This window comes from Rhizobium sp. WYJ-E13 (assembly GCF_018987265.1).
Lineage (GTDB): Bacteria > Pseudomonadota > Alphaproteobacteria > Rhizobiales > Rhizobiaceae > Rhizobium.
In genome coordinates this window covers 3,336,968-3,359,211 of sequence record NZ_CP076853.1, presented here as the reverse complement: position 1 = coordinate 3,359,211, position 22,244 = coordinate 3,336,968, and the positions used below count along the sequence as shown (strand labels likewise).

General features: G+C 60.8%; 13 protein-coding genes. 1 reads left to right on the top strand and 12 read right to left on the bottom strand.

Annotation, left to right across the window (positions count from 1 at the left end; genetic code table 11):
* Positions 1-64 precede the first annotated feature (64 nt).
* The 12 genes from glgX to KQ933_RS16715 form a co-directional block, all read right to left on the bottom strand.
* Positions 65-2,035 carry a glycogen debranching protein GlgX gene (glgX, locus tag KQ933_RS16770; protein ID WP_216755921.1) on the bottom strand — a complete coding sequence of 657 codons (1,971 nt, stop codon included), beginning with the start codon at positions 2,033-2,035 and terminating at the stop codon, positions 65-67.
* A 13-nt stretch (positions 2,036-2,048) separates the two neighbouring features.
* Positions 2,049-3,680, bottom strand: a complete 1,632-nt coding sequence (locus tag KQ933_RS16765; protein ID WP_216755920.1) for an alpha-D-glucose phosphate-specific phosphoglucomutase — start codon at positions 3,678-3,680, stop codon at positions 2,049-2,051.
* A gap of 6 nt (positions 3,681-3,686) precedes the next feature.
* The gene (gene glgA, locus KQ933_RS16760; protein WP_216755919.1) at positions 3,687-5,129 is read right to left on the bottom strand and encodes a glycogen synthase GlgA; all 1,443 of its coding nucleotides are present in this window, start codon (positions 5,127-5,129) and stop codon (positions 3,687-3,689) included.
* Positions 5,130-5,132: 3 nt separating this feature from the next.
* Positions 5,133-6,395 (bottom strand): glucose-1-phosphate adenylyltransferase, encoded by a 1,263-nt coding sequence (glgC, locus tag KQ933_RS16755; protein ID WP_183735298.1) that lies wholly within the window; start codon positions 6,393-6,395, stop codon positions 5,133-5,135.
* Positions 6,396-6,414: 19 nt separating this feature from the next.
* Positions 6,415-8,622 carry a 1,4-alpha-glucan branching protein GlgB gene (gene glgB, locus KQ933_RS16750; protein WP_216755918.1) on the bottom strand — a complete coding sequence of 736 codons (2,208 nt, stop codon included), beginning with the start codon at positions 8,620-8,622 and terminating at the stop codon, positions 6,415-6,417.
* The gene (locus KQ933_RS16745; RefSeq protein ID WP_216755917.1) at positions 8,622-11,081 is read right to left on the bottom strand and encodes a glycogen/starch/alpha-glucan phosphorylase; all 2,460 of its coding nucleotides are present in this window, start codon (positions 11,079-11,081) and stop codon (positions 8,622-8,624) included. The genes glgB and KQ933_RS16745 overlap by 1 nt, the downstream gene beginning before the upstream one ends.
* Positions 11,082-11,362: 281 nt before the next feature.
* Positions 11,363-12,589, bottom strand: a complete 1,227-nt coding sequence (locus tag KQ933_RS16740) for a pilus assembly protein (protein WP_216758933.1) — start codon at positions 12,587-12,589, stop codon at positions 11,363-11,365.
* Between the two features lie 120 nt (positions 12,590-12,709).
* Complete coding sequence (locus KQ933_RS16735) at positions 12,710-13,597, bottom strand: transglutaminase family protein (protein ID WP_216755916.1); 888 nt, start codon at positions 13,595-13,597, stop codon at positions 12,710-12,712.
* Complete coding sequence (locus KQ933_RS16730; protein WP_216755915.1) at positions 13,594-16,011, bottom strand: circularly permuted type 2 ATP-grasp protein; 2,418 nt, start codon at positions 16,009-16,011, stop codon at positions 13,594-13,596. Before KQ933_RS16730 ends, KQ933_RS16735 begins: the two co-directional genes overlap by 4 nt.
* Positions 16,012-16,025: 14 nt before the next feature.
* The gene (locus tag KQ933_RS16725; protein ID WP_216755914.1) at positions 16,026-19,352 is read right to left on the bottom strand and encodes a DUF2126 domain-containing protein; all 3,327 of its coding nucleotides are present in this window, start codon (positions 19,350-19,352) and stop codon (positions 16,026-16,028) included.
* Between the two features lie 107 nt (positions 19,353-19,459).
* The gene (locus tag KQ933_RS16720; RefSeq protein WP_216755913.1) at positions 19,460-20,842 is read right to left on the bottom strand and encodes a sensor histidine kinase; all 1,383 of its coding nucleotides are present in this window, start codon (positions 20,840-20,842) and stop codon (positions 19,460-19,462) included.
* A complete protein-coding gene (locus KQ933_RS16715) occupies positions 20,839-21,516 on the bottom strand; it encodes a response regulator transcription factor (RefSeq protein WP_216755912.1) in 678 nt (225 codons plus the stop codon). The genes KQ933_RS16720 and KQ933_RS16715 overlap by 4 nt, the downstream gene beginning before the upstream one ends.
* Positions 21,517-21,697: 181 nt before the next feature.
* Here KQ933_RS16715 and KQ933_RS16710 point away from each other — a divergent pair, with 181 nt between their 5' ends.
* Entirely contained in the window at positions 21,698-22,210 is a 513-nt protein-coding gene (locus KQ933_RS16710) for a GNAT family N-acetyltransferase (RefSeq protein WP_216755911.1), read from the top strand.
* Positions 22,211-22,244: the final 34 nt, after the last annotated feature.

The window sequence follows — 22,244 nt, the reverse complement described above, 5'->3', positions numbered from 1 at the left end:
TCGCAAGCCTTATCGCGCATTCATGACGATTGCGACAACGATTCTCGCAGGCCGGTGACGTGGATCAATTTTCCACGAAAAAGGCGACTGAACGCGGTTCCACCATGACACGGGCAGCGACGTTTCGCGTCTCGCCGGGCAGAAGCTGGCGCCAGTTTGCTTCGCCGGCTGAGAGAAGAGTGAATAGCTGATGCTGCTCGGAGCGATTAAACAGGACGGCGAGGCGGGTCTGCTTGCGGGAAGAACGATCGCGGGTCGCAAGTATCATGCCGAGGGTGGAGAGCGGGGGCGTTTCCCATTCGCCTGTTGTCATCGGTTCACCGGAAGGAGATATCCATTCCACATCACCATTGCCAGAGAAGAAGGTCAGATCGGAGAATACCGAGAAGCGGCGACGAAGCGTAGCGACGAAGGCGGTATGGGCGATCAGGTCTTCGTCCAGCAGCTTCCAATCGACCCAAGTGATTTCATTGTCCTGGCAATAGGCATTGTTGTTGCCATGCTGTGTGCGTCCGCCTTCATCGCCCGCCGTGAGCATAATGCTGCCGCGGCTGGCAAAGAGCGTAGAGATGAGCGCCATGACATCGGCCTTGCGGCGCTCGCGGATCACGGGATAAGCCGTCTCGCCTTCGACGCCGTTGTTCCACGAATGGTTCTCGTTGTGACCGTCGCGATTGTTCTCGCCGTTCGCCTCATTGTGCTTGCCGCTGTAGGAGACGAGATCCATGAGCGTGAAGCCGTCATGGGCCGCGAGGAAATTGACGCTGCGGGTCGCTGTTCCGCCATTGGCTGAGAAGATGTTCGACGAGCCGGCCAGCACGGTTGCGAGCGAACCTGTCTTCCAGCCATCGCCGCGCCAATAGCATCTGACGTCATCGCGGGCGCGGTCATTCCATTCCAGGAAGGGCGCCGGGAAATTGCCGAGCTGATAGCCGCTTGGGCCGATATCCCAGGGTTCGGCGATCATGATGCGATCGGTGAGCAGATCGTCGGTCAGGATCGCGGCCAGCGTGCCATTCCGCTCAAAGCCGTTTTCTGTGCGGCCGAGAATGGGGGCAAGGTCGAAGCGGAAACCGTCGACACCGGCATTGCGCACGAAATGGCGCAGGCTGTCGATGATGAGCTGTTGAACATAGGGATGATCGCAGGCAACCGTATTGCCGGTGCCGGTGTCGTTGACGAGCACAGACGGCCGGTCCGGCGCATGACGGTAGTAGCTGAGATTGTCGATGCCGCGCAGCGACAGCGTTGCGCCGTAGCGGTCGCTCTCGCCTGTATGGTTGAAGACGAGGTCGAGAATGACGGCAATGCCTTCCTCATGCAGTCTCTCCACCGTGTCGCTGAGCTCTGCAATACCGCCCGGCACGATGCGCGGATCGAGTGCCATGAACGCAACAGGATTGTAGCCCCAGCCGTTCGTCAGTCCGAGTGGCGGCAGATGCCGCTCGTCGATCCAGGCGGTGATCGGCATCAGCTCGACGGCATCGACGCCAATGCGCTTCAGGTGAGCGATAACGGAGGGATGGGCAAGAGCGGCGACCGTGCCGCGCTGAACTTCCGGCACTTCCGGATGCAGGACGGTGAAGGGCTTGACCGCCACCTCATAAATAAAGCCGCCCGGTTTGAAGAACGGCTTTCGGATTTTGACGGGCGCGTCTTTGGTAACGACCGACTTAGGCATCAGATGTTGCGTATCCTCGCCGAAAATGCCGAGGCGCGGATCGTAATGGAAGGGCCGGTCCACCGCCTTGGCATAGGGATCGATCAGCAGTTTCGAAGGGTCGAACCAGAGGCCGTTATCCGGGGCGTAGATGCCGTCCGCGCGGTAGCCATAGCGGGCGCCCTCCTTCACGCTGTCGGCGAAAAGACGGAAGACATGGCCGCTGTCGCGAGCCATGGGGAGCCTTGCATATTCCTTGTCGTCATCATCGAAGAGGCAGAGATCGATCTGCGCTGCATGATGCGACCAAACAGAAAATTCAACGCCCGTTTCGAAGACGATGGCGCCGCCCTGCACGGAACTGTTGCCCCCCATATGCCCCCCCGGATCAGGTGATCACGGTCGGCTCGTTGCGGCCCGTGCGCTCACGAATGTTAGCGATGCTTTCGGCGGCTGCGATCAGATCTGCGAGCGCTTCCTGCGTTTCGATATTATGGCGAGTCGAATCCGGCTCGTAGCGCTCGATATAAACGCGCAAGGTTGCGCCAGACGTGCCGGTGCCGGAAAGACGGAAGACAACGCGGGAGCCGCCCTGGAAGAGGACGCGGATACCCTGATGTTCGCTGACCGACTTGTCGACCGGATCGTGATAGGCGAAATCGTCGGCCTTCTCGACGGTCAGATCGCCGAAGGTCTTGCCAGGCAGGGTGGAAAGCTGGCTGCGCAGATTATCGACAAGGCCGTTTGCAGCATCGCTGTCGACGCCTTCGTAGTCATGGCGGGAATAGTAGTTGCGGCCGTAGGTCTGCCAGTGCTGGGTGACGATGTCCTGCACGCTTTCGCCGCGCACGGCCAAAACGTTTAGCCACAGCAATACAGCCCAGAGCCCGTCCTTCTCGCGGACATGACTGGAGCCGGTGCCGGCGCTTTCTTCACCGCAGATCGTCGCCATGCCGGCGTCGAGCAGATTGCCGAAGAATTTCCAGCCGGTCGGCGTTTCGTAGATGCCGATGCCGCGTTTTTCGGCGACGCGGTCGGCCGCGCCCGATGTCGGCATGGAGCGGGCAATGCCGGCGAGACCGCCGGAATAGCCCGGCGCCAGGTTGGCATTGGCGGCGAGGATAGCAAGGCTGTCGGACGGGGTTACGAAAATGCCCCGGCCGATGATGAGGTTGCGGTCGCCGTCGCCGTCGGATGCGGCGCCGAAATCGGGCGCATCCTCACCCATCATCTCGTCATAGAGTTCCTTGGCATGAACGAGGTTCGGGTCCGGGTGATGGCCGCCGAAATCCGGAAGCGGCATGAAGTTGCGCACGGAACCCGACGGAGCACCAAGACGATTCTCGAAGATTTCCTTGGCGTAAGGGCCGGTAACGGCGCTCATGGCGTCGAAGGCGATGCGGAAGCCGAGGCTGATCAGATTGCGGATCGCGCCGAAATCGAAGAGCTCTTCCATCAGCGCGGCATAGTCCTCGACCGGGTCGATGACCGAGAGGATCATGCCGCCGGGCAGCTCTTCCTTGCCGATGCGGTCGATATTGACGTCGGCGAAGTCGGCGATCTTGTAGCTTTCGATCACCTTGGAGCGGGCGAAGATCGCGTCCGTGATCTTTTCCGGTGCCGGACCGCCATTGTTGACATTGTACTTGATGCCGAAGTCTTCTGTCGGGCCGCCTGGGTTGTGGCTCGCCGAGAGAATGATGCCGCCGAAGGCCTTGTACTTGCGGATGATGTGGGAGGCTGCGGGTGTCGAAAGAATGCCGCCCTTGCCCACCATGACCTTGCCGAAACCATTTGCGGCGGCCATCTTGATCGCCTTCTGGATGACTTCGCGGTTGTAGTAGCGTCCGTCGCCGCCGATGACCAGGCACTTGCCCTGATAGCCTTCCAGCGAATCGAAGATCGACTGGATGAAGTTCTCAGCATAGTTCGGTTGCTGGAAGACGGGAACCTTCTTGCGTAGACCTGAAGTGCCGGGTTTCTGGTCCTGATAGGGCGTGGTGGGAACGGACTTGATCATTTTAGTTCACATGCCTTTCGAGACGAGGCTTGAATACAGGGCAACATAACGTTCGGCGCTCTTCTCCCAAGAGACATCCGACTTCATGCCCTGCTTTTGCAATTGGGTCCAGACTTTTTGATCCGCGTAGAGGTGCATGGCGCGGCGCAGTGCCTGCAGCATGCTTTCTTCGTTTACAGGTGCAAATTGTATGCCTGTCGCCACCTTTGCTGCAAGTGCGGCATGATTGGCATCGATCACGGTATCGTTGAGACCGCCGGTGCGCGCCACGATCGGCACGCAGCCGTAGCGCAGGCCATAGAGCTGAGTGAGGCCGCAGGGTTCGAAGCGCGAGGGGATGATGATCGCGTCGCAGCCGGCTTGCATGAGATGCGACATCGGCTCGTTATAACCGATGGAAACGCCGATGCGACCGGGATTGCGGTGGGCGGCAGCCAGCAGCGCGCCTTCGAGGGCCGCTTCACCGGATCCGAGAACGACGAGTTTGCCGCCGAAGGCGGCAATCTTGTCGGCAGCGCTTGCGACGAGATCCATGCCTTTTTGCCAGGTCAGGCGACTGATGACGCAGAATATCGGCGCGTCGTCATGGTCAAGATGGAAGAACTCCTCGATCGACCTGCGGTTTTCGACGCGGTTTTTCAGCGTCGTCGGGCCGTAGTGGGTGTGGACGACCGGATCGGTCGCCGGATTCCAGATATCGGCGTCGATGCCGTTGACAATGCCATGCAGTACGTCACGACGGCTGGCGATGACGCCTTCCAGGCCCATCCCGAATTCCGGAGTCAGGATTTCGTCGGCATAGGAGGGGCTGACTGTGGTGATGGCCGTGGCGGTCTGCAGGCCACCCTTCAGGAAGCCGACTGTGCCGTAATATTCGATGCTTTCGGTAGCGAAAGCGTGGAGCGGCAGACGAAGGTGTGGGAAGATATCGGCGCCGAACTGGCCCTGGAAGGCGATGTTGTGGATCGTCAGAATGCTCGGCAGTTCTGGCGTCGGATAATAGCGCATGTAGACCGGCACCATGGCGGCTTGCCAATCGTGCGCATGCACGAGATCCGGCCGCCATCCAGGCAGCAGGCCTGCAGCGATCTCGGAACCTGCCAGCGAAAGGGCTGCGAAGCGGCGCCAGTTATCGGGGTGATCCTTGCCGTTCGCATCGAGATAGGGGCCGCCGGGACGGTCGTAATAGGCAGGAGCATCTAGGACGAGAATATCAAGACCCTGATGCTGGGCCTCGATCACGCGTGCCGGCTGGCCCAGAAGATCGGAAAATTCCAGCCTGACGGCCGGATTTTGCAAGAGTTTCATGACGCCGGGATAGCCGGGCATGAGGGTCTTGGTTTCGACGCCGAAGGATTTGAGGGCTATCGGCAGGGCGCCTGCCACATCGGCAAGGCCCCCTGTCTTGATCAGGGGGAAGACTTCGGACGAAACCGAAAGAACTTTCATAAGTCAGATATCCAGCTTGTCGATCATTGGTTGCGTGATCAGGCAAATGCCGCTTTCCGTCCGTCGGAAGCGCCGTGCATCGAGTTCCGGATCCTCGCCGACGACGAGACCTTCCGGAATGACGACACCATGGTCGATCACAACATCCTTGAGTTGCGCGCGCCGGCCGATCTTCACATTGGGCAGGATGACCGCTCCATCCAGTTTGGAGAAGGAATTGGCCCGTACGCCGGTGAAAAGAAGGCTCCGGTTGAGGCTTGCGCCTGAAATGATGCAGTCGCCTGCAACGACGGACGACGTTGCCGAACCGCGGCGGTCTTCGTCGTCATGGACGAATTTCGCCGGTGGCGTGATTTCGGCGTAGGTCCAGATCGGCCAGGACTTGTCGTAGATATCGAGGGCCGGAACGATCGCCGTCAGGTCGATATTGGCCTGCCAATAGGCGTCGATCGTACCGACGTCGCGCCAGTAGGGCTCGTGTTCGAAATCCGAGCGGACGCAGGACTTGGCGAAGCGGTGGGCGACCGCCTTACCATGCTCGACGATATAGGGGATGATATCCTTGCCGAAGTCGCGGCTCGAGGTTGGATCGGCGGCATCGCGGCGCAACGCCTCAAGGAGGAACTTCGTGCGGAAGACATAGATGCCCATGGAGGCGAGAGCGAAATCCGGCTTGTCCGGAATGCCTGGAGGATCGGCTGGCTTTTCTATGAAGGCGAAAATCTCGTCCTTGTCGTTGACATGCATGACGCCGAAACCGACCGCTTCCATACGCGGTACTTCCAGGCAGCCTATCGTCACGTCGGCGCCAGAATCGACATGCTGCTGGAGCATGTATTCGTAGTCCATCTTGTACACATGGTCGCCGGCGAGGATGACCATGTATTCGACGCCGTAATCCTCGATGATATCGATGTTCTGATAGACGGCATCGGCAGTGCCTTCATACCACTGCGTTTCGGAAACGCGTTGCGATGCCGGCAGAATGTCGAAGCTTTCGTTGCGTTCCGGACGGAAGAAGTTCCAACCGCGCTGCATGTGGCGGATCAGCGAATGCGCCTTGTATTGCGTGGCGACACCGATGCGGCGGATGCCGGAATTCAAGGCATTGGACAATGCGAAATCGATGATGCGCGCCTTGCCGCCGAAATAGACGGCCGGTTTGGCGCGCCGGTCAGTCAGCTCCTTGAGGCGGCTTCCCCTGCCGCCGGCGAGAACATAGGCCATTGCATCGCGGGCAAGTGGCTGAATGCGTCTTTCTACCATTTTCTCCTCCCACCAGTCACTAATTCTCGGGTTCAAGCATGATCGTCGCCAGTGGCGGCAGGGTTATCGAGCAGCTTATCTCGCCGCCGGCATCGACGGCCTGCACGCGCCCGCCATTGCCTTTTCCGCTACCGCCATAGATGTCGGCATCGGTATTGAGGATTTCCCGCCAGCGTCCCGACGAAGGCAGCCGGATCGAGTAATTCTCGCGATAGACAGGCGTAAAGTTGCTGATGACGGCAACCGGCTTCTGACCGGGCGCCTTGCGCAGCCAGGCGAAGACTGAGTTCTCGTAGTCGTCGGCGATCAGCCATTCGAAACCGTCGCCTTCGCAGTCGCGCGCATGGAGCGCTGCCTTGCTGCGGTAGGTGAAGTTGAGGTCGCGCACCAGGCGGCGCATGCCTTCGTGCATCCGATACTGGAGGAGGTTCCAGTCGAGCGACTTGTTTTCGCTCCATTCAGCCCATTGGGCAAATTCCTGTCCCATGAAGAGCAGTTTCTTGCCGGGATAGCCCCACATGAAAGCGTAGTAGGCGCGCAGATTGGCGAATTTCTGCCAGTCGTCGCCCGGCATCTTGGCGATCAGCGAACCCTTGCCGTGCACGACTTCGTCATGGGACAGCGGCAGGACGAAATTTTCCGAATAGGCGTAGAGCAGCCCGAAGGTCAGTTCGTTGTGGTGATGCTTGCGGTGCACCGGTTCGCGGCTCATGTAGCTCAGCGTGTCGTGCATGAAGCCCATGTTCCATTTGAAACCGAAGCCGAGGCCGCCTTCATGAACCGGTTGGGAAACCTTCGGCCAGGAGGTCGATTCCTCGGCGATGGTCATGACGCCAGGATGCTCGCCATAGATTCGGGTGTTGAGGTTCTGCAGGAAGCGGACGGCTTCGAGATTTTCGTTGCCGCCATATTCGTTCGGGATCCATTCGCCGTGCTTGCGCGAATAGTCGAGATAGAGCATCGAGGCGACCGCATCGACGCGCAGGCCATCGAGATGGAATTTCTCGGCCCAGTAGAGTGCGTTGTTGACAAGGTAGGACACGACTTCCGTGCGGCCGAAATTATAGATCGCCGTGTTCCAGTCCGGGTGGAAGCCCTTTCGCGGGTCGGCATGTTCGTAAAGTGCTGTGCCGTCGAACCAGCCGAGGCCGTGCTCATCAGTCGGGAAATGCGCCGGCACCCAGTCGAGAATGACGCCGAGGCCGACCTTGTGACAGCCATTGACAAAACGGGCGAAGCCCTCCGGCTCGCCGAAGCGGGCGGTCGGGGCATAGAGGCCGGTCGTCTGGTAGCCCCAGGAGGGGTCGTAGGGGTGCTCGGTGATCGGCAGGAATTCGATATGGGTGAAGCCCATATCGACGCAGTAGGGGATGAGGCTCGAGGCAAGCTCATCCCAAGACAGCATGGAGCCGTCCTGGCGACGCTGCCAGGAGCCGGCATGAACCTCATAGATGCTGATCGGCTGGCGGCGCTTGTCGGTTTCGCGCCAATGCTTCAGATGCGGCTCGTCCTGCCATTCCTGTAAAAGCTCGGCGGCCGTCACGGAAGCCGTCTTCGGGCGCAGTTCGCTGCGGCGGGCAAAGGGATCGGCCTTCAGCGGCAACAGCACGCCGTCGTGACCGCGGATCTCGAATTTGTAGGGAACACCGAGCGGCACGTCGGGGGCGAAGATCTCCCAGATGCCGCTGTCGGACCGGAAGCGCATGACGTGGCGGCGACCATCCCAATTGTTGAAATCACCGACGACGGAGACGCGCTGCGCATTCGGCGCCCATACGGCGAAGTGGATGCCGGTTGCACCCTCGTGCTTGATGCGATGGGCGCCCATCTTGTCGAAAAGCCGCAGATGCGAACCCTGACGGGCGTAATAATCGTCCATCGGGCCGAGCACCGGGCCGAAGCTGTAAGGGTCGGTCACGGCCCATTCGGCGTCGGCGCGCCGGGCACGATAGCGCACCGGCTGGAATTTCGTGATCGATACCTGGCCGCCGAAGAGGCCGTCCGGATGGAGCTGGTGGAGATCGCCGATTGGTGTCCCATCCAGCGTCATGGCGGTGACGGCTTCCGCACCCGAAATGAAGCACCTGGCGATGAAGGCCTCGCCGGCCTGGTGTACGCCCAGGACGGCAAAAGGATTGGCCTGCGAGCCACTGAGGATTGCCGCGATCTCGTCTGCCGAAATTTCCCAGGGAAGCTTCACTTCAGGGGCGGCTTTCGGCGGCTTCATCAAGCTCTCCAGATCTCGTCGGCATACTGTCGGATCGTGCGGTCGGAAGAGAACCAGCCCATCCGCGCCGTATTATTGATCGTCTTCTCATACCAGGAGAACTGGTTGGTCCAGATCTGATCGACCTCACGCTGGGCGGCGGCATAGGCATCGAAATCGCCGGCGACCATGAACCAGTCGTGAGAATAGATGCCGTCGATAAGGCCGGTATAGCGGTTGCGATCGTCAGGAGAGAAGACACCCGAGCTGATGGCGGCCAGCGCCTGCGATAGCTCCCGCGAACCCTCGATGATCGCACGTGGATTATGGCCCTCGCTGCGGATCTTGGCGACTTCATCGGCCTGGAGCCCGAAGATGACGATATTGTCTTCGCCGACATTGTCGCGCATTTCGACATTGGCGCCGTCGAGCGTGCCGATCGTCAGTGCGCCATTCAGGCCGAACTTCATGTTGCCGGTACCCGACGCTTCCATGCCTGCCGTCGAGATCTGCTCGGATAGGTCGGCGGCTGGAACCATGACTTCCGCTAGCGAGACATTGTAGTTCGGCACGAAGACGACCTTCAGCAGGCCGCGGACCGACGGGTCGTTGTTGATGGTGCGCGCAACGTCGTTGATGAGCTTGATGATGAGCTTGGCATTGTAGTAGCTCGGCGCCGCTTTGCCGGCGAAGAGCTTGACACGCGGTACCCAGTCCAGCTCCGGGTGCGAGCGGATCTGGTCGTAAAGTGCCACGGCTTCGATGATGTTCAGGAGCTGGCGCTTGTATTCGTGGATGCGCTTGATCTGGATGTCGAACATGGCCGACGGATCGAGCTTCACGCCCATGCGGCTAGCGACGAGATTGGAAAGCGCCACTTTGTTCGTGCGCTTCACGGCAGCGAATTTCTGCTGGAAGCTCGGGTCGGTAGCGAACTTGTCGAGTGCACGCAGCTTCTCGGCGTCGTCGAGGAATTCATCGCCGATCGCTTCGCGCACCAGGCTGGTCAGGCCGGGGTTGCACTGCTGCAGCCAGCGGCGCGGCGTGATGCCGTTGGTCTTGTTGTTGATGCGATCAGGGTAGAGCTTGTGCAGGTCTGCGAAGACCGTGACCTTCATCAGGTCCGTGTGCAGTGCCGAGACGCCGTTGATCGAGTGCGAGCCGACAAAGGCGAGGTTGCCCATGCGCACGCGGCGGTCGCCGCTTTCATCGATCAGCGAGATCGAGCGGATTTCCGTATCGGAGAAATTGCGGCTCTTGCGCGCCTCGATCAGGATCTTGGCGTTGATCGCATAGATGATCTGCATATGGCGCGGCAACAGGCGCTCGAACAGCGGAACCGGCCAGCTTTCCAGCGCTTCGGGAAGAAGCGTGTGGTTTGTGTAGGAGAACGTACGACGGGTGACATCCCAGGCCGTATCGAAATCCAGGCCGTGCACGTCACAGAGAAGTCGCGTCAGTTCGGCGACTGAAACGGCCGGATGGGTGTCGTTGAGCTGGATCGCCACCTTGTCCGGCAGCGAGGTAAAGTCGTCATACTGCTGCAGGTGACGGCGCAGGATGTCCTGCAGCGAGGCGGACGAGAAGAAATATTCCTGGCGCAGGCGCAGTTCCTGGCCGGCAGGCGTTGCATCCGCCGGATAGAGAACGCGCGTCAGGCTTTCAGCCCTGTTGCTCTCGCGCAGCGCGCCGATATGGTCGCCGGCATTGAAGGCGTCGAGCAGGATCGGATCGATCGGCTGGGCCGACCATAGGCGAAGCGTATTGACGCGCTTGCCGCGCCAGCCGACGACAGGCGTATCGAAGGCGGCGGCGATGACGCGCTCGGCGGGCTTCCAGACGTAACGCGGTTGCTCATCATGGCCGCTGATGACCTCGATCGAGCCGCCAAAGCCGATTTCATAGGCGCTCTCGCGGCGCTCAAATTCCCAGGGATTGCCGTGCGCAAGCCAGTTTTCCGGCAGTTCGACCTGCCAGCCATCTGCCATCTGCTGACGGAAGAGGCCGTGGACGTAGCGGATGCCATAGCCATAGGCCGGGACATCGACAGTTGCCATCGACTCCATGAAACAGGCTGCGAGACGGCCGAGACCGCCGTTGCCGAGGGCAGCATCCGGTTCGAGGCCGGCAATGACGTTGATATCGACGCCGAGCGAAGCGAGCGCATCGCTCACCTCTTCCATGAGGTTGAGGTTGGATACGGCATCGCGCATCAGGCGGCCGATCAGGAATTCGAGAGACATGTAATAGACGCGCTTGGCGCCGGTTTCGTAAACCTTGCGGGTGGACTCCATCCACTTGTCGATGATGCGGTCACGCACGACAAGAATGGTTGCCGTCAGCCAGTCATGCGGCTTGGCGACCTTGGCGTCCTTTCCGATACGGTAGGTCAGGCGCTCGATGATTTCCTCAGCCAGGATTTCCGGCCGGGAACTGCGCGGAGCGGGGGCGGGAATGATCGGCTTCGAAACAGTATTCATGGTCAGGTCTCGCCAATTTTTATTTGGTTACAGTATCTTACGCCTGATTCAATCGATTTGTCGCTTACACCGACAGGGCAGTTTATGCACCGTTATCACGCACTTGCAACAAGGGAATTGGGCAAACGAAAAATTTGCGGAACCTTCATATTCGACAGGCCCAAGGGACTTGATTTCAATCGGTTTTCCCGATCTGATAGGCCGAATAAAGCTTAAACGAAAAGCCGCGCCGGTTTGTTCCGGAGCGGCTTTTTGTTGCGGCTGTTAGTAGATACCGATTGTCAGTTGGTCAGGCGCGTCATCTGTGCGGAGGCCTTCGCTCCGATCGCCTTGAACGCCGCAAGGAGGTCTTCCATTTTTTCTGCTTGGAAATAATGGGCGTCATCAGAGGCGCAATAATGCAGCAGAGCCTGTCCGCCCGCAGGCGCCATGAAGGCGATGGTGTAGATCTCGATACCCTTGGATTTGGCGTTGTCGCATGTTGTTTTTGTCGAGGTATCGTAAGAGCGGCCGCCCCACTTGTCGTTGTTGTTATCACCATCCGTCATAAAGACGATGTATTTCTTGGGTACCTGCCCGGTCTTCTGCTGGTGAAGGGCATCCTCGGCATCGTTCCCGGCTGCGTTCTTAGCAGTCAATGACGTGTAGGCCGTGTTCATCGCGCCGCTTGAATTCGTGCCGCCCCCGGCCTGAAGCTCGTTGACATAGCTGGCGACACCGGCGGTTCCCCAAGCGAGCTTGCTCGGCGTGTATTCAACCAAGTCATAAGATACCGCGCCGGTGCGCGCGTATTCCGTATTGGGATCGGCGCTGTTGAGCTGGCCGAAGAGATTGCTGGCGGCAATCTTTAGAGCCTCTATCTTCGTGTAATAGCGCGCACGAGTGCCAGTGCAGGTGTCGTAGACCCACTTGTTGTTCCTGTTGTAGTGGCCGTTGCAGTTATACGTGTACGTTTCCGTCGGGTTATCCACATTGACGGTCGCTGTAGCCTCTCCCATCGATCCCGATTTATCGAGCGCAAGAAACATGGAGACGGAGCCCTGGGTCTGTGAATGGCCGCTGACCGTTGTACCCGACGTCGAAAGATGCTGCGTCGTGAAGCCGACTGCTCGCATGAGCGGATTGACCGCGAGATCGTAACTCGGTGAAACCGTTACCTGATAGGATGTCGACTTACCCGATGTCGTTGTCTGGACATCGACATCCGTCGCGTTCTTGATATCCACACCACTTTGCAGGTAGTTCGCCATTTGTCCGGCGACGAAATTCTGCGCGAAGGCCTCGGCCTCCGAGGTTTGGATCGTGCCATTTGCCAGCGCGGTCGCAGTTGCGAGCGCAGCCGAGTCGGCTGCCTCCTGCAATTGCTGCTTTGAGAGTAACATATCGCTGACCTGGATCGCTAAGCCTGCTGCGCCGACGAGCACAGGCAGCAGGATGGCCGTCATGATGCCGAAATTGCCGCCGCGGTCGCGCCGCAGCCGATCAAAAAGCGTATGCAGGGTGTTCATCATGTCCACCGGTTCGAAGGAGCCCTATGTAGACGCTACTGATGGACCAGATGACTTTAATGGGCGCTAAACCCAGTATCTAAAATTGTAGGCAACCGGCTATTTTTTCCTATTTCGGGATTATTTCAGCGGAATTACATCTACCGCCTGCACGGAACGCTGGCTTCCGTAGCTTTTGAGTACACCAATTACGGGAGCGACGTCGGCATAGTCGCGGCCGTAGGCGACGACGATATGGTCGGTTCCGGCGGCGATATTGTTGGTGGGGTCGAGCTCGATCCAGCCGGCCGTCTCGCCGCACCAGACGCGCACCCATGCATGCATGGCATCGGCCCCCTCCAGCCGTTCCTTGCCCGGTGGCGGGATGGTGCGCAGGAAGCCGGAAACGTAGCCGGCGGGAATGCCGAGGCTGCGCAATGCAAGGATCATGATATGAGTGAAATCCTGGCAGACTCCGCGCTTCAGCTTGAAGGCTTCCAGCGGCGTCGTCTCGACACTCGTCGCTTCCGAATCGTAGGTGAAATCCTCGTTGATGCGGGCACAAAGCGCATAGGCGATCTGCATCACCGTCAGCGAAGGCTGGATACAGGTCCTTGCGTACTCACTGATGATCTTGGTTTCGGTCAGGCGCGGGCTGTCGCCAAGGAAATGGTGGGGCGATCCCGGATCGAGTGACCAGATTCCGGCGACGTCCTCCGGGAGCTCGGCCAGCAGCGGCGAGAAGTCCGCCGATATGGCTTGGCTTTCGACCTGCACACGGGCCTGCATCCGGATATCGAGCGTTTCATGTGGCGAGCGCAGCAGGAAGGATGTGGCCGGATGTTCGAAGAAGTCGACGAAATGGGACTGTTCGTCCGGCTGCGGCGAAATGCTGATCGAGCCTGCGACAAGGCGCTGGCGGTTCGGCAGCGAGAGCGGCATGAGGCGCATGATGTGGCGCGCGCCAGATGCCGGCGTGTCGTAGGCATAGCCCATATGCAAAGTGAGATCGTAGAGCACGGCCGTCATCCGAGATAGGTCTGCGCCAGGAGGTCGGAGAGGTGTTCCAACTCATGCTCCAGCCGGTGATAGACATCGCCGCTCATCGTTTCCGGCGTCATGACGGCGAGGCCGGAATGCAGGCGCATCGCCTCGCGATAGAAAGGCGACATCTGGCCGTTGATGAAGGCATTCGGCAGCTGTTCGACCTCGCGATGGATCTCGTTCATCTGGAAGAGGATCGAGCGCGGGTTGAGCGGATCGAGCGCCAGGAGGTCGGTCACCGTCAGCCGCGCGGTGTTCACATTGTAGCGGCGGCGGTGGGTCATGACGCTATCACCGATTTCGAGCAGCATATCGAGCGCGCCATCGGGTGCTTCCGGGCCGGACATGTGACCGAGAAGACGCGTCATGTGCAGCCCGCGCTCGATGTATCGGCCGAGCGAGAGGAAACGCCAGCCGGTGAAGCGGTACATGTTTTCGTGCACGAGACCGGCGAAGCCGGCAAGCTTTCGCAGCAGGATGGTCATCGCATGGCTGGCGTCGTCGCCTGATGTAATCGTCGTATGGAAACGGCGGGCGGTCTTGGCGAGATCGTTCAGGGCCAACCATCCATCGGGCGAGAAGCGGTCGCGGATATTGCTCGCCGAATAGACGGCGCTATCGATATTGCGCAGCAGCGATTCCGGCACCGGTTCGGCCGTGTCGATATCGACCGCGGCCAGATATTCGGTGACGTCTGCCAGCAGCGGCTGGTTCGGGTCGGCCGCCTCGGCGTAACGCGCATGCCAGGCGCGCAGGATGCGCAGCGCCCCTTCTGCGCGCTCGATATAGCGGCCCAGCCAGAAGAGGTTGTCGGCCGCGCGGCTCGGCAGGCTCCCCGGCATGTTGCGGGTGAAGCTGCCTTCGGCGGGCAGGAGAGTGTGGCGCTCGACCGGCTTGTCGCTGACGATCCAGACGTCGGCGGCGGCGCCGCCGGACTGCATGGCGATGGCGGCGGCATCGTCTCCCGAGCCGATGCGAGCAAAGCCGCCGGGCATGATCTGCCAGCCGTTGGCGGTGCGCGCGGCGAAGACGCGCAATGACATCGGCCGCGGGGTCAGCTTGCCGTTGACCCAGGCGGGGGTTGTGGAGAGGGTAACGACTTCCTGACCGACAAGTTTTGCGCCGTCGCTCGCCAACCAGCCCGAAATCGAATCCTTGGCCGTGGCGCGAAGCGACGAGCCGAGAACGGATTCGCCGCCGTCATCGAAGAAGGGTGCGCGGGAATAGGCCGGGCCGATCACCATCTTCTCGATATTGGCAGCCACATGATCGCGCTCATCCTTTTGGCCGCACCACCATGTGGCAATGGACGGCAGGCGAAGATCTTCGCCCAGCAGCGCACGACAGACGGCGGGCATGAAGGCAAGCAAGGCACGCGTCTCAAGAACGCCGGTGCCGAGCGCATTGACGATGGTGACGGTTTCGGCGCGTAGCGCTTCGACAAGGCCAGGCGTGCCGATATGCGAATTCTGGTTCAATTCCAGGGGATCGGCGTAGGCGGAATCGAGACGACGCCAGAGTACGCCGATCGGCTTCAGGCCGGCGACAGTGCGGACCATGACGCGACCGTTGACGACGGTCAGATCCTCGCCTTCAAGCAGCATGAAACCGAGGTAGCGAGCGATATAGGCATGCTCGTAGTAGGTTTCGTTGGCCGGGCCGGGGGTCAGAACCGCGATGCGGTCGTCGCCCGAATGTTTCATCGTCTGCAGGGCGTCGCGGAAAGCACCGAAGAAAGAGGCGAGGCGGTGAACCGGCGTTTCAGCATAGACGTCGGAAAAGGATCGGGTGGTCGCCACCCGGTTTTCGAGTGCGAATCCCGCGCCCGAGGGAGCTTGCGTGCGGTCGGCGAGCACCCACCAGTTGCCATCGGGTCCGCGGCCGATCTCGAAAGCGCAGAAATGCAGATAGTGCCCGGTTGCCGGCTTCACGCCGACCAGAGGCCGCTGGAATTCAGGGTTGGCAGCGATGAGGGCTGGGGGAACAATGCCCTCCTCAACAAGCCTGTTGTCGCCATAGATATCGGCGACCATCGCTTCGAGCAGATCGGCGCGCTGCACGAGGCCTGCCGAAAGCACCTGCCATTCGCGCTCGTCGATCAGCACCGGGATGTGGGAGAGCGGCCAGGCGCGCTCGCCGCTGCCCTTGGCACCGTAAGCCCGGTAGAAGACGCCGGCATCGCGCAGGTAGCGGTCGGCGCGGGCGAAGCGCTCGGTCAGATCCTTTTCCGGCATAAGGTTCAGATGGGAGAGGAAACGCTGCCAGACGGGACGGATCGCACCGTTGTTGTCCACCATCTCGTCGGCAATGCCGGGTAGAGGAGCATAGTCGAAGACCGCATCCGCGCCGGGGCGTTCTTCGATCTCGTTCCTCAATTCCAGTGCAGGCTTCTTGCCCATCAGACCCAATTTCTTCAAATTCCAGCGGGCCGCCTCAGATCCAGCGTCAGCGGGAATTCAGGCGAAACCGTTTCGGCGCGCGGAATATAACCACCCGCCGTATGTCCCCACGGTTCGAAACGGGCAAGCCGTCGTGCTTCCGCCTCGTTGCCGTTGACCGGGAAGGTTTCATAATTCCGACCACCCGGATGGGCAACGTGATAGATGCAGCCGCCGATCGAACGTTTCGACCATGTATCATAAATATCAAAAGTCAAAGGCGTATTCACCGGCAGTACAGGGTGCAGGCCGGAAGCCGGCTGCCAGGCCTTGAAACGCACGCCCGCGACGGACACGCCCGATGTGCCCGTCGGCGTCAATGGTACGATTCGGCCATTGCAGGTGACGGGGTAGCGCGAGGCGTTGTTCGTTTCGAGCCGAACCTGAAGGCGCTCGACGGAGCTGTCGACGTAGCGGACGGTGCCGCCCGGCGCGCCTTCCTCGCCCATGACGTGCCAGGGCTCCAGCGCCTGGCGCAGTTCCAGCTTCGAGCCCTCGTATTCGACCTCGCCGCAGAAAGGAAAGCGGAATTCAAGCTGCGCTTTGAACCATTCGGGGCTGAGGTCGAAGCCGTTTTCGCGCAAGTCCGCGAGCACGTCGAGGAAATCAGTCCAGACGAAGTGCGGCAGCATGAAACGGTCGTGCAGGGTCGTACCCCAACGGACGAACTTGCCGTCGGCGGGGTTCGTCCAAAAGCGGGCGATCAGCGCGCGCACCAGCAATTGCTGGGCAAGCGACATACGTGCGTTCGGCGGCATCTCAAAGCCGCGGAACTCGATGAGGCCGAGCCGCCCGGTCGGGCCATCCGGCGAGAAGAGCTTGTCGATACAGATCTCTGCACGGTGGGTATTGCCGGTGACATCGGTCAAAAGATTCCGGAACAGTCGGTCGACAAGCCAGGGCAGCGGCAGTTGACCGCGACCCGGCGCTCCGACCTGCGCCATGGCGATCTCCAGCTCATAGAGACTGTCGTGGCGGGCCTCGTCAATGCGCGGCGCCTGGCTGGTCGGACCGATGAACATGCCGGAAAACAGGTAGGAGAGCGAGGGATGGCGCTGCCAGTGGAGAATGATGCTCTTCAGCAGGTCCGGGCGGCGCAGGAAGGGGCTGTTGTTTGGATTGGCGGCGCCGACGACGACGTGGTTGCCGCCGCCGGTGCCGGTGTGGCGACCATCGATCATGAACTTGTCGGCGCCGAGCCGGGTGGCCCGCGCTTCCTCGTAGATCGCCGTGGTAATGTCGACGCAATCCTGCCAGTTGGAAGCCGGGTGGATGTTGACTTCGATGACGCCTGGATCGGGGGCGACACGGATGACGTTGATGCGCTCGTCCTGCGGCGGCGGGTAGCCTTCGATGTGAACGGGAAGCTTGAGTTCGGCAGCGGCGTTTTCGGCAGCCGCGATCAGCTCCAGATAATCCTCGATGCGCTCGACTGGCGGCATGAAGACGCAGAGTCGGCCCTCGCGCGGTTCGACCGACAAGGCAGTGCGCACGGCGCCGCCTATGTCGCCAAGGGTCTGTTCGACACGGACGGCGTGGCTTTCGTCCGTCTGGAACGATGCTTCTGGCATGGCTCGGCCGGCGGGCACGAAGACGTCAGGCAACGGCGGGCGCGGTATCGACGGATCCGCGGGGTGGATATAAGGATAGCGCGCCGGCGGGACATAGGGCAGCGTGCCGAGCGGCAGGCGATAGCCGATCGGGCTGTCGCCCGGTACAAGAAAGATCTTTCCGCGGCGCGTGCGCCATTTTTCGCTGACCCAGGTCCGGCTTGCGGCGGCCCTGGCATTCCATACCTGAACGGGAAGGACATAACCCGTCGGCACGGTGAGGCCGCGGGCGAAGACGCGGGCAATGCGGCTGCGCTCCTCGGGGTCCTTCAGCTTCGAATTCGACGGATCAACGTTTTCGGGAAGGCTGCCTTCCTTGATGATCCAGTCTGCAGGATCCTCATAGGCCGGCTGCACCATATCGGGCTTGATTGCCAGTTCCCTGGCAATCACCGTCAGGAGCTTTTCCGCATCCTCGGCCTTGACGCCGGTATCCTTGCCTTCAGCGGCGATCAGATCGAGGTTCTGCCAGATCGGTTTGCCGTCGCGGCGCCAGTAGAGAGAGAAGGTCCAGCGCGGCAGGCTTTCGCCGGGATACCATTTACCCTGGCCGTAATGCAGGAAGCCGCCGGGAGCGAAACGCTCCTGCAGCCTGCGGATCAGGCTGTCGGCCTTTTCGCGCTTGGTCGGTCCGACTGCGGCGGTGTTCCATTCGTCGGATTGAAAATCGTCGATGGAGACGAAAGTCGGCTCGCCGCCCATCGTCAGGCGCACATCCTCGTCTTCGAGAACGCGGTCGACCTTCTCGCCGAGCTGATTGAGCTCGTCCCAGCTCTCATCGGAGAAAGGTTTGGTGATGCGCGGATGCTCGGCGACGCGTGAAACCTTCATGTCGAAGGCGAATTCGGTTTCGGCCTCGCCGAAATAGCCGCCGGAGATCGGGGCGGCATTGCTGTAATGCGGTGTGGCTGCGAGCGGAATGTGGCTTTCGCCGGTCAGCAGGCCGGAGGTCGGATCGAGACCGACCCAACCGGCGCCGGGCAGATAGACCTCCGCCCAGGCATGCAGATCAGTGAAATCGACCTCAGTACCGGAAGGGCCATCGAGCGCTTTCAGGTCCGGTGCCAACTGGATGAGATAGCCGGAGACGAAGCGGGCGGCGAGCCCGAGATGGCGCAGAATCTGCACAAGCAGCCAGCTGGTGTCGCGGCAGGATCCCTTGGCTGTTTCCAGCGTCTCCTCCGGCGTCTGGACGCCGGCTTCCATACGGATCACATAACCGATCTGCCGCTGCAGACGGGCATTGAGGCCCACGATCATGTCCACCGTCGGCTGATCGGGCGACCAGTCGAGCGTCGGCAGCAGTGCCTTCAGGCGCGGGCCAGCCGGCTCCGGCATCATGTAGATCGAGAGATCTTCACGGAGCGATTCCGGGTAGTTGAAGGGCCACTTTGTCGCTTCTTCTTCGACGAAGAAGTCGAAGGGATTGTAGACCGTCATGTCCGCGACGAGATCGACTTCGATCTTGAATTCGCTCACGGGGTCGGGGAAGACGAAGCGGGCGAGATAATTGCCGTAAGGGTCCTGCTGCAGGTTCACGAAATGGTTCGACGGCGTGACCTTCAGAGAATGGCTCAAGACCCGCGTTTTCGAATGCGAGGCTGGCTTGAGGCGGATGATCTGTGGGCCGAGGCGGACCGGTTTGTCATACTGATAATGGGTCAGATGATAGATGCTGGCTTTGATTGACATATTGCTCTTTTATCCGCTTGCCGTTGATCGGCTTAGCTGTTCCCAAAATCAGTGTGTGCAATGCAGCGAAAGAATGCAAGGCGGAAAGGTTAACGCGGTGACGGCTTTCAGGCCGCCCGGTTGAATGTCACGGAAGCTTTGAGGCCCCTGCCGCCGCGGCCTGGTATCAGCACGAGTCTCGCATTGAAAAGATTGGCGATTTCCTCGACGATCGGCAGGCCGAGACCGGCACCCGGCGCACCGGATTCATTGCCGCGGGAGAAGCGCTTCCGGACCGCTTCCAGCTTTTCCGGCAGAATGCCGGGGCCGTTATCCTCGACTTCCAGCCTGACCGTTTCCGCATCCTCCATGATACGGACAGTCACTTCCGCGCCCTTACCAGCATAGGCGATGGCATTGCCGGCGAGATTGCGCAGCAATTCGCCGATCAGCAGCGGTTCGGCGCGGATCATCGCGGGGCCACCACCCTCGAACCCGAGATCGATGCCGGCTTCAGCAGCTCGTGGGATCTGCTCACCGGTGATCTCCTGGGCGATGGCGGTGAGATCGATGGCCGAGACCGTCAGCGCTTCCTTGGCGGTCGCGGCGTCGATCTTGGCCATCAGCAGAAGCTGGGCAAGGATGCGCTCGGCATGGGCCACGGCCTGATCGCCCTTGAGTGCGGCGTGCTGCGCTTCATCGAGAGAGCCGGCACGGGCCGAAAGGGCAAGTTGTGTGCGGATGATCGTCAGAGGCGTGCGGAGCTGATGGCTGGCATTGCCGGTGAAATTGCGCAGCGCATCGAGGGCCGATTGCAGGCGCACCATGAAGGAGTTGACGGTATCGACGAGTGGCTGCACCTCGCTCGGCACGGATTGTTCGATCGGATGCAGGTCGTCGGGGCTGCGTTCGCCGATGGCATCGCCAAGTTTGTAGAGCGGTCGCAGCGCGACAGTCACAGAAATCCAGACGATGACGGCTGCACCGGCAATCATCACCGCGAGGCGCAATGCCGAGCGGACGAGAATCGCCTGCGCAAGTTGACGGCGGGCAATGGTGGTTTCGGCGACAGTGACAACGAAAGGGACGGAGCGGATGCCAGTCGAGGCGGAGCGCCCCAAGGTCGCGACGCGGATCAGCTCGCCGCGGAAGACGTCGTCGGCGAAGGCGGCCGTACCGCCCGGTGTTTCCTTCAATACGGGAAGAGCCTGATAGCCGGTGATGAATGTTCCGGGCGGGCCGTCGACGCGATAAAAGACGCGGTCTTGCGCTGCCGAGGTCAGCATTTCCAGCGCGACATAGGGAATGTCCACTTCGAGCGTGCCGTCTTCGGCGACGACGACACGTTCGGCGATTGCCAGTGCGGAACCGGCGAGCACGCGGTCGGAAACGATATTCGATGTCTGCACCGCCTCGCGCCAGGTATCGGCAAGCGCCAGCGTGCCGATGACGGCAGTCGAGACAAGCAGCCAGAAAAGCAGTCGGCGCCGGAGCGAATAGGCTGCCGTCATGAGGCCTCGGGCAATTTGTCGAGATAATAGCCGATGCCGCGGGCGGTCTTGACAGTCAGGCCATGCGGCGAAAGCCTTTTTCTCAGGCGACTGACATATTGCTCGATGGCATTGGCCGAAATGTCGTCGTCGAAAGCGGTCAATGATTGCATGATCGCTTCCTTGGCGACGACCTTGCCGGCGCGCATGAAGAGGATTTCCAGGAGGCCGAGCTCGCGGGCGGGAATATCGAGCGGTGTGGCGCCGGCAGAAAAGGCGCGGGAGTTGAGGTCGAGCGAGATTGCCCCGAAACTGACGGTCGAGGAATGCAGCCCGGCCTGGCGACGCAGGAGCACGCGGACGCGCGCCTCGAATTCGGCGATATCGAAGGGCTTGATGAGGTAGTCATCGGCACCGAGATCCAGGCCCTTCACACGTTCCTCCGGCGAGCCGCGGGCCGTCAGGATGAGCACGGCAGCCCGGTTGCCGCGGGCGCGCATGGCGCGCAATACATCGAGCCCGTCCATCTCCGGCAGGTTCAGATCGAGTATGACGAGATCGAAATTTTCTGCTGCGATGACGGCATTGGCCGAGGCTCCGTCATGGACGACATCCACCGCATGGCCCGTGCCGCGCAAGATCGCCGACAGGCCGTCGGCCAGTGCGATATTGTCTTCGGTGAGCAGGATGCGCAACGGATGTTTCCCTCGATTTTTTCGGGGAGTTTATCAGGGATGGCATCCGGATGTCACAGCGATTCTGGGACTTGGTGAACGGAGGATGGCAAGGGGTATTCGCTCGCGCACCATGCGTCGCTCCGGTGGCGGCGCGAAGGCGGCCGTGATAAGGTTACGGCAAAGCCTGGGGGGCCTGAAAATGACAGATATGTCCATTGCGCTCGCGGAAAGCCCCGAGGACCTTGACGCCGCGCGCCAACTTAGCCGCATGTTCCGGCAATGGCTTTACGACAATTACCCGGCCGAGCGGCCAGTGATCGATCTCTACTACAATCCCGCACGGTTCGAGGCGCTGCTTGCCGATCTGCCTGATATCCATGCAAGGCCTCAGGGTGCAATATTCCTGGCACGGCTTGACGGAGAGATCGTCGGTTGCGTGATGCAGCACGAGATTGCGCCGGGCATTTCGGAGATGAAGCGGCTCTTCGTTTCCGAGGCGGCACGCGGCAGGGGCGCGGCGCTGGCGCTCTGCGAAGCTTCCCTTGCACAGGCCAAGGAGGATGGCTACCGAATGATGCGGCTCGATACCGGACACCGGCAGATCGCCGCGCAGAAGCTATATCGCCGCCTGGGTTTTCGCGAGCGAGACGCCTATTACGAAATCCCTGTTGGTCTGAAGCCGATCCTGATGTTCTTCGAGCGCGAGCTTTGAGGTCTGGCTGCAGCGACTATTGGAGGCCGACCCT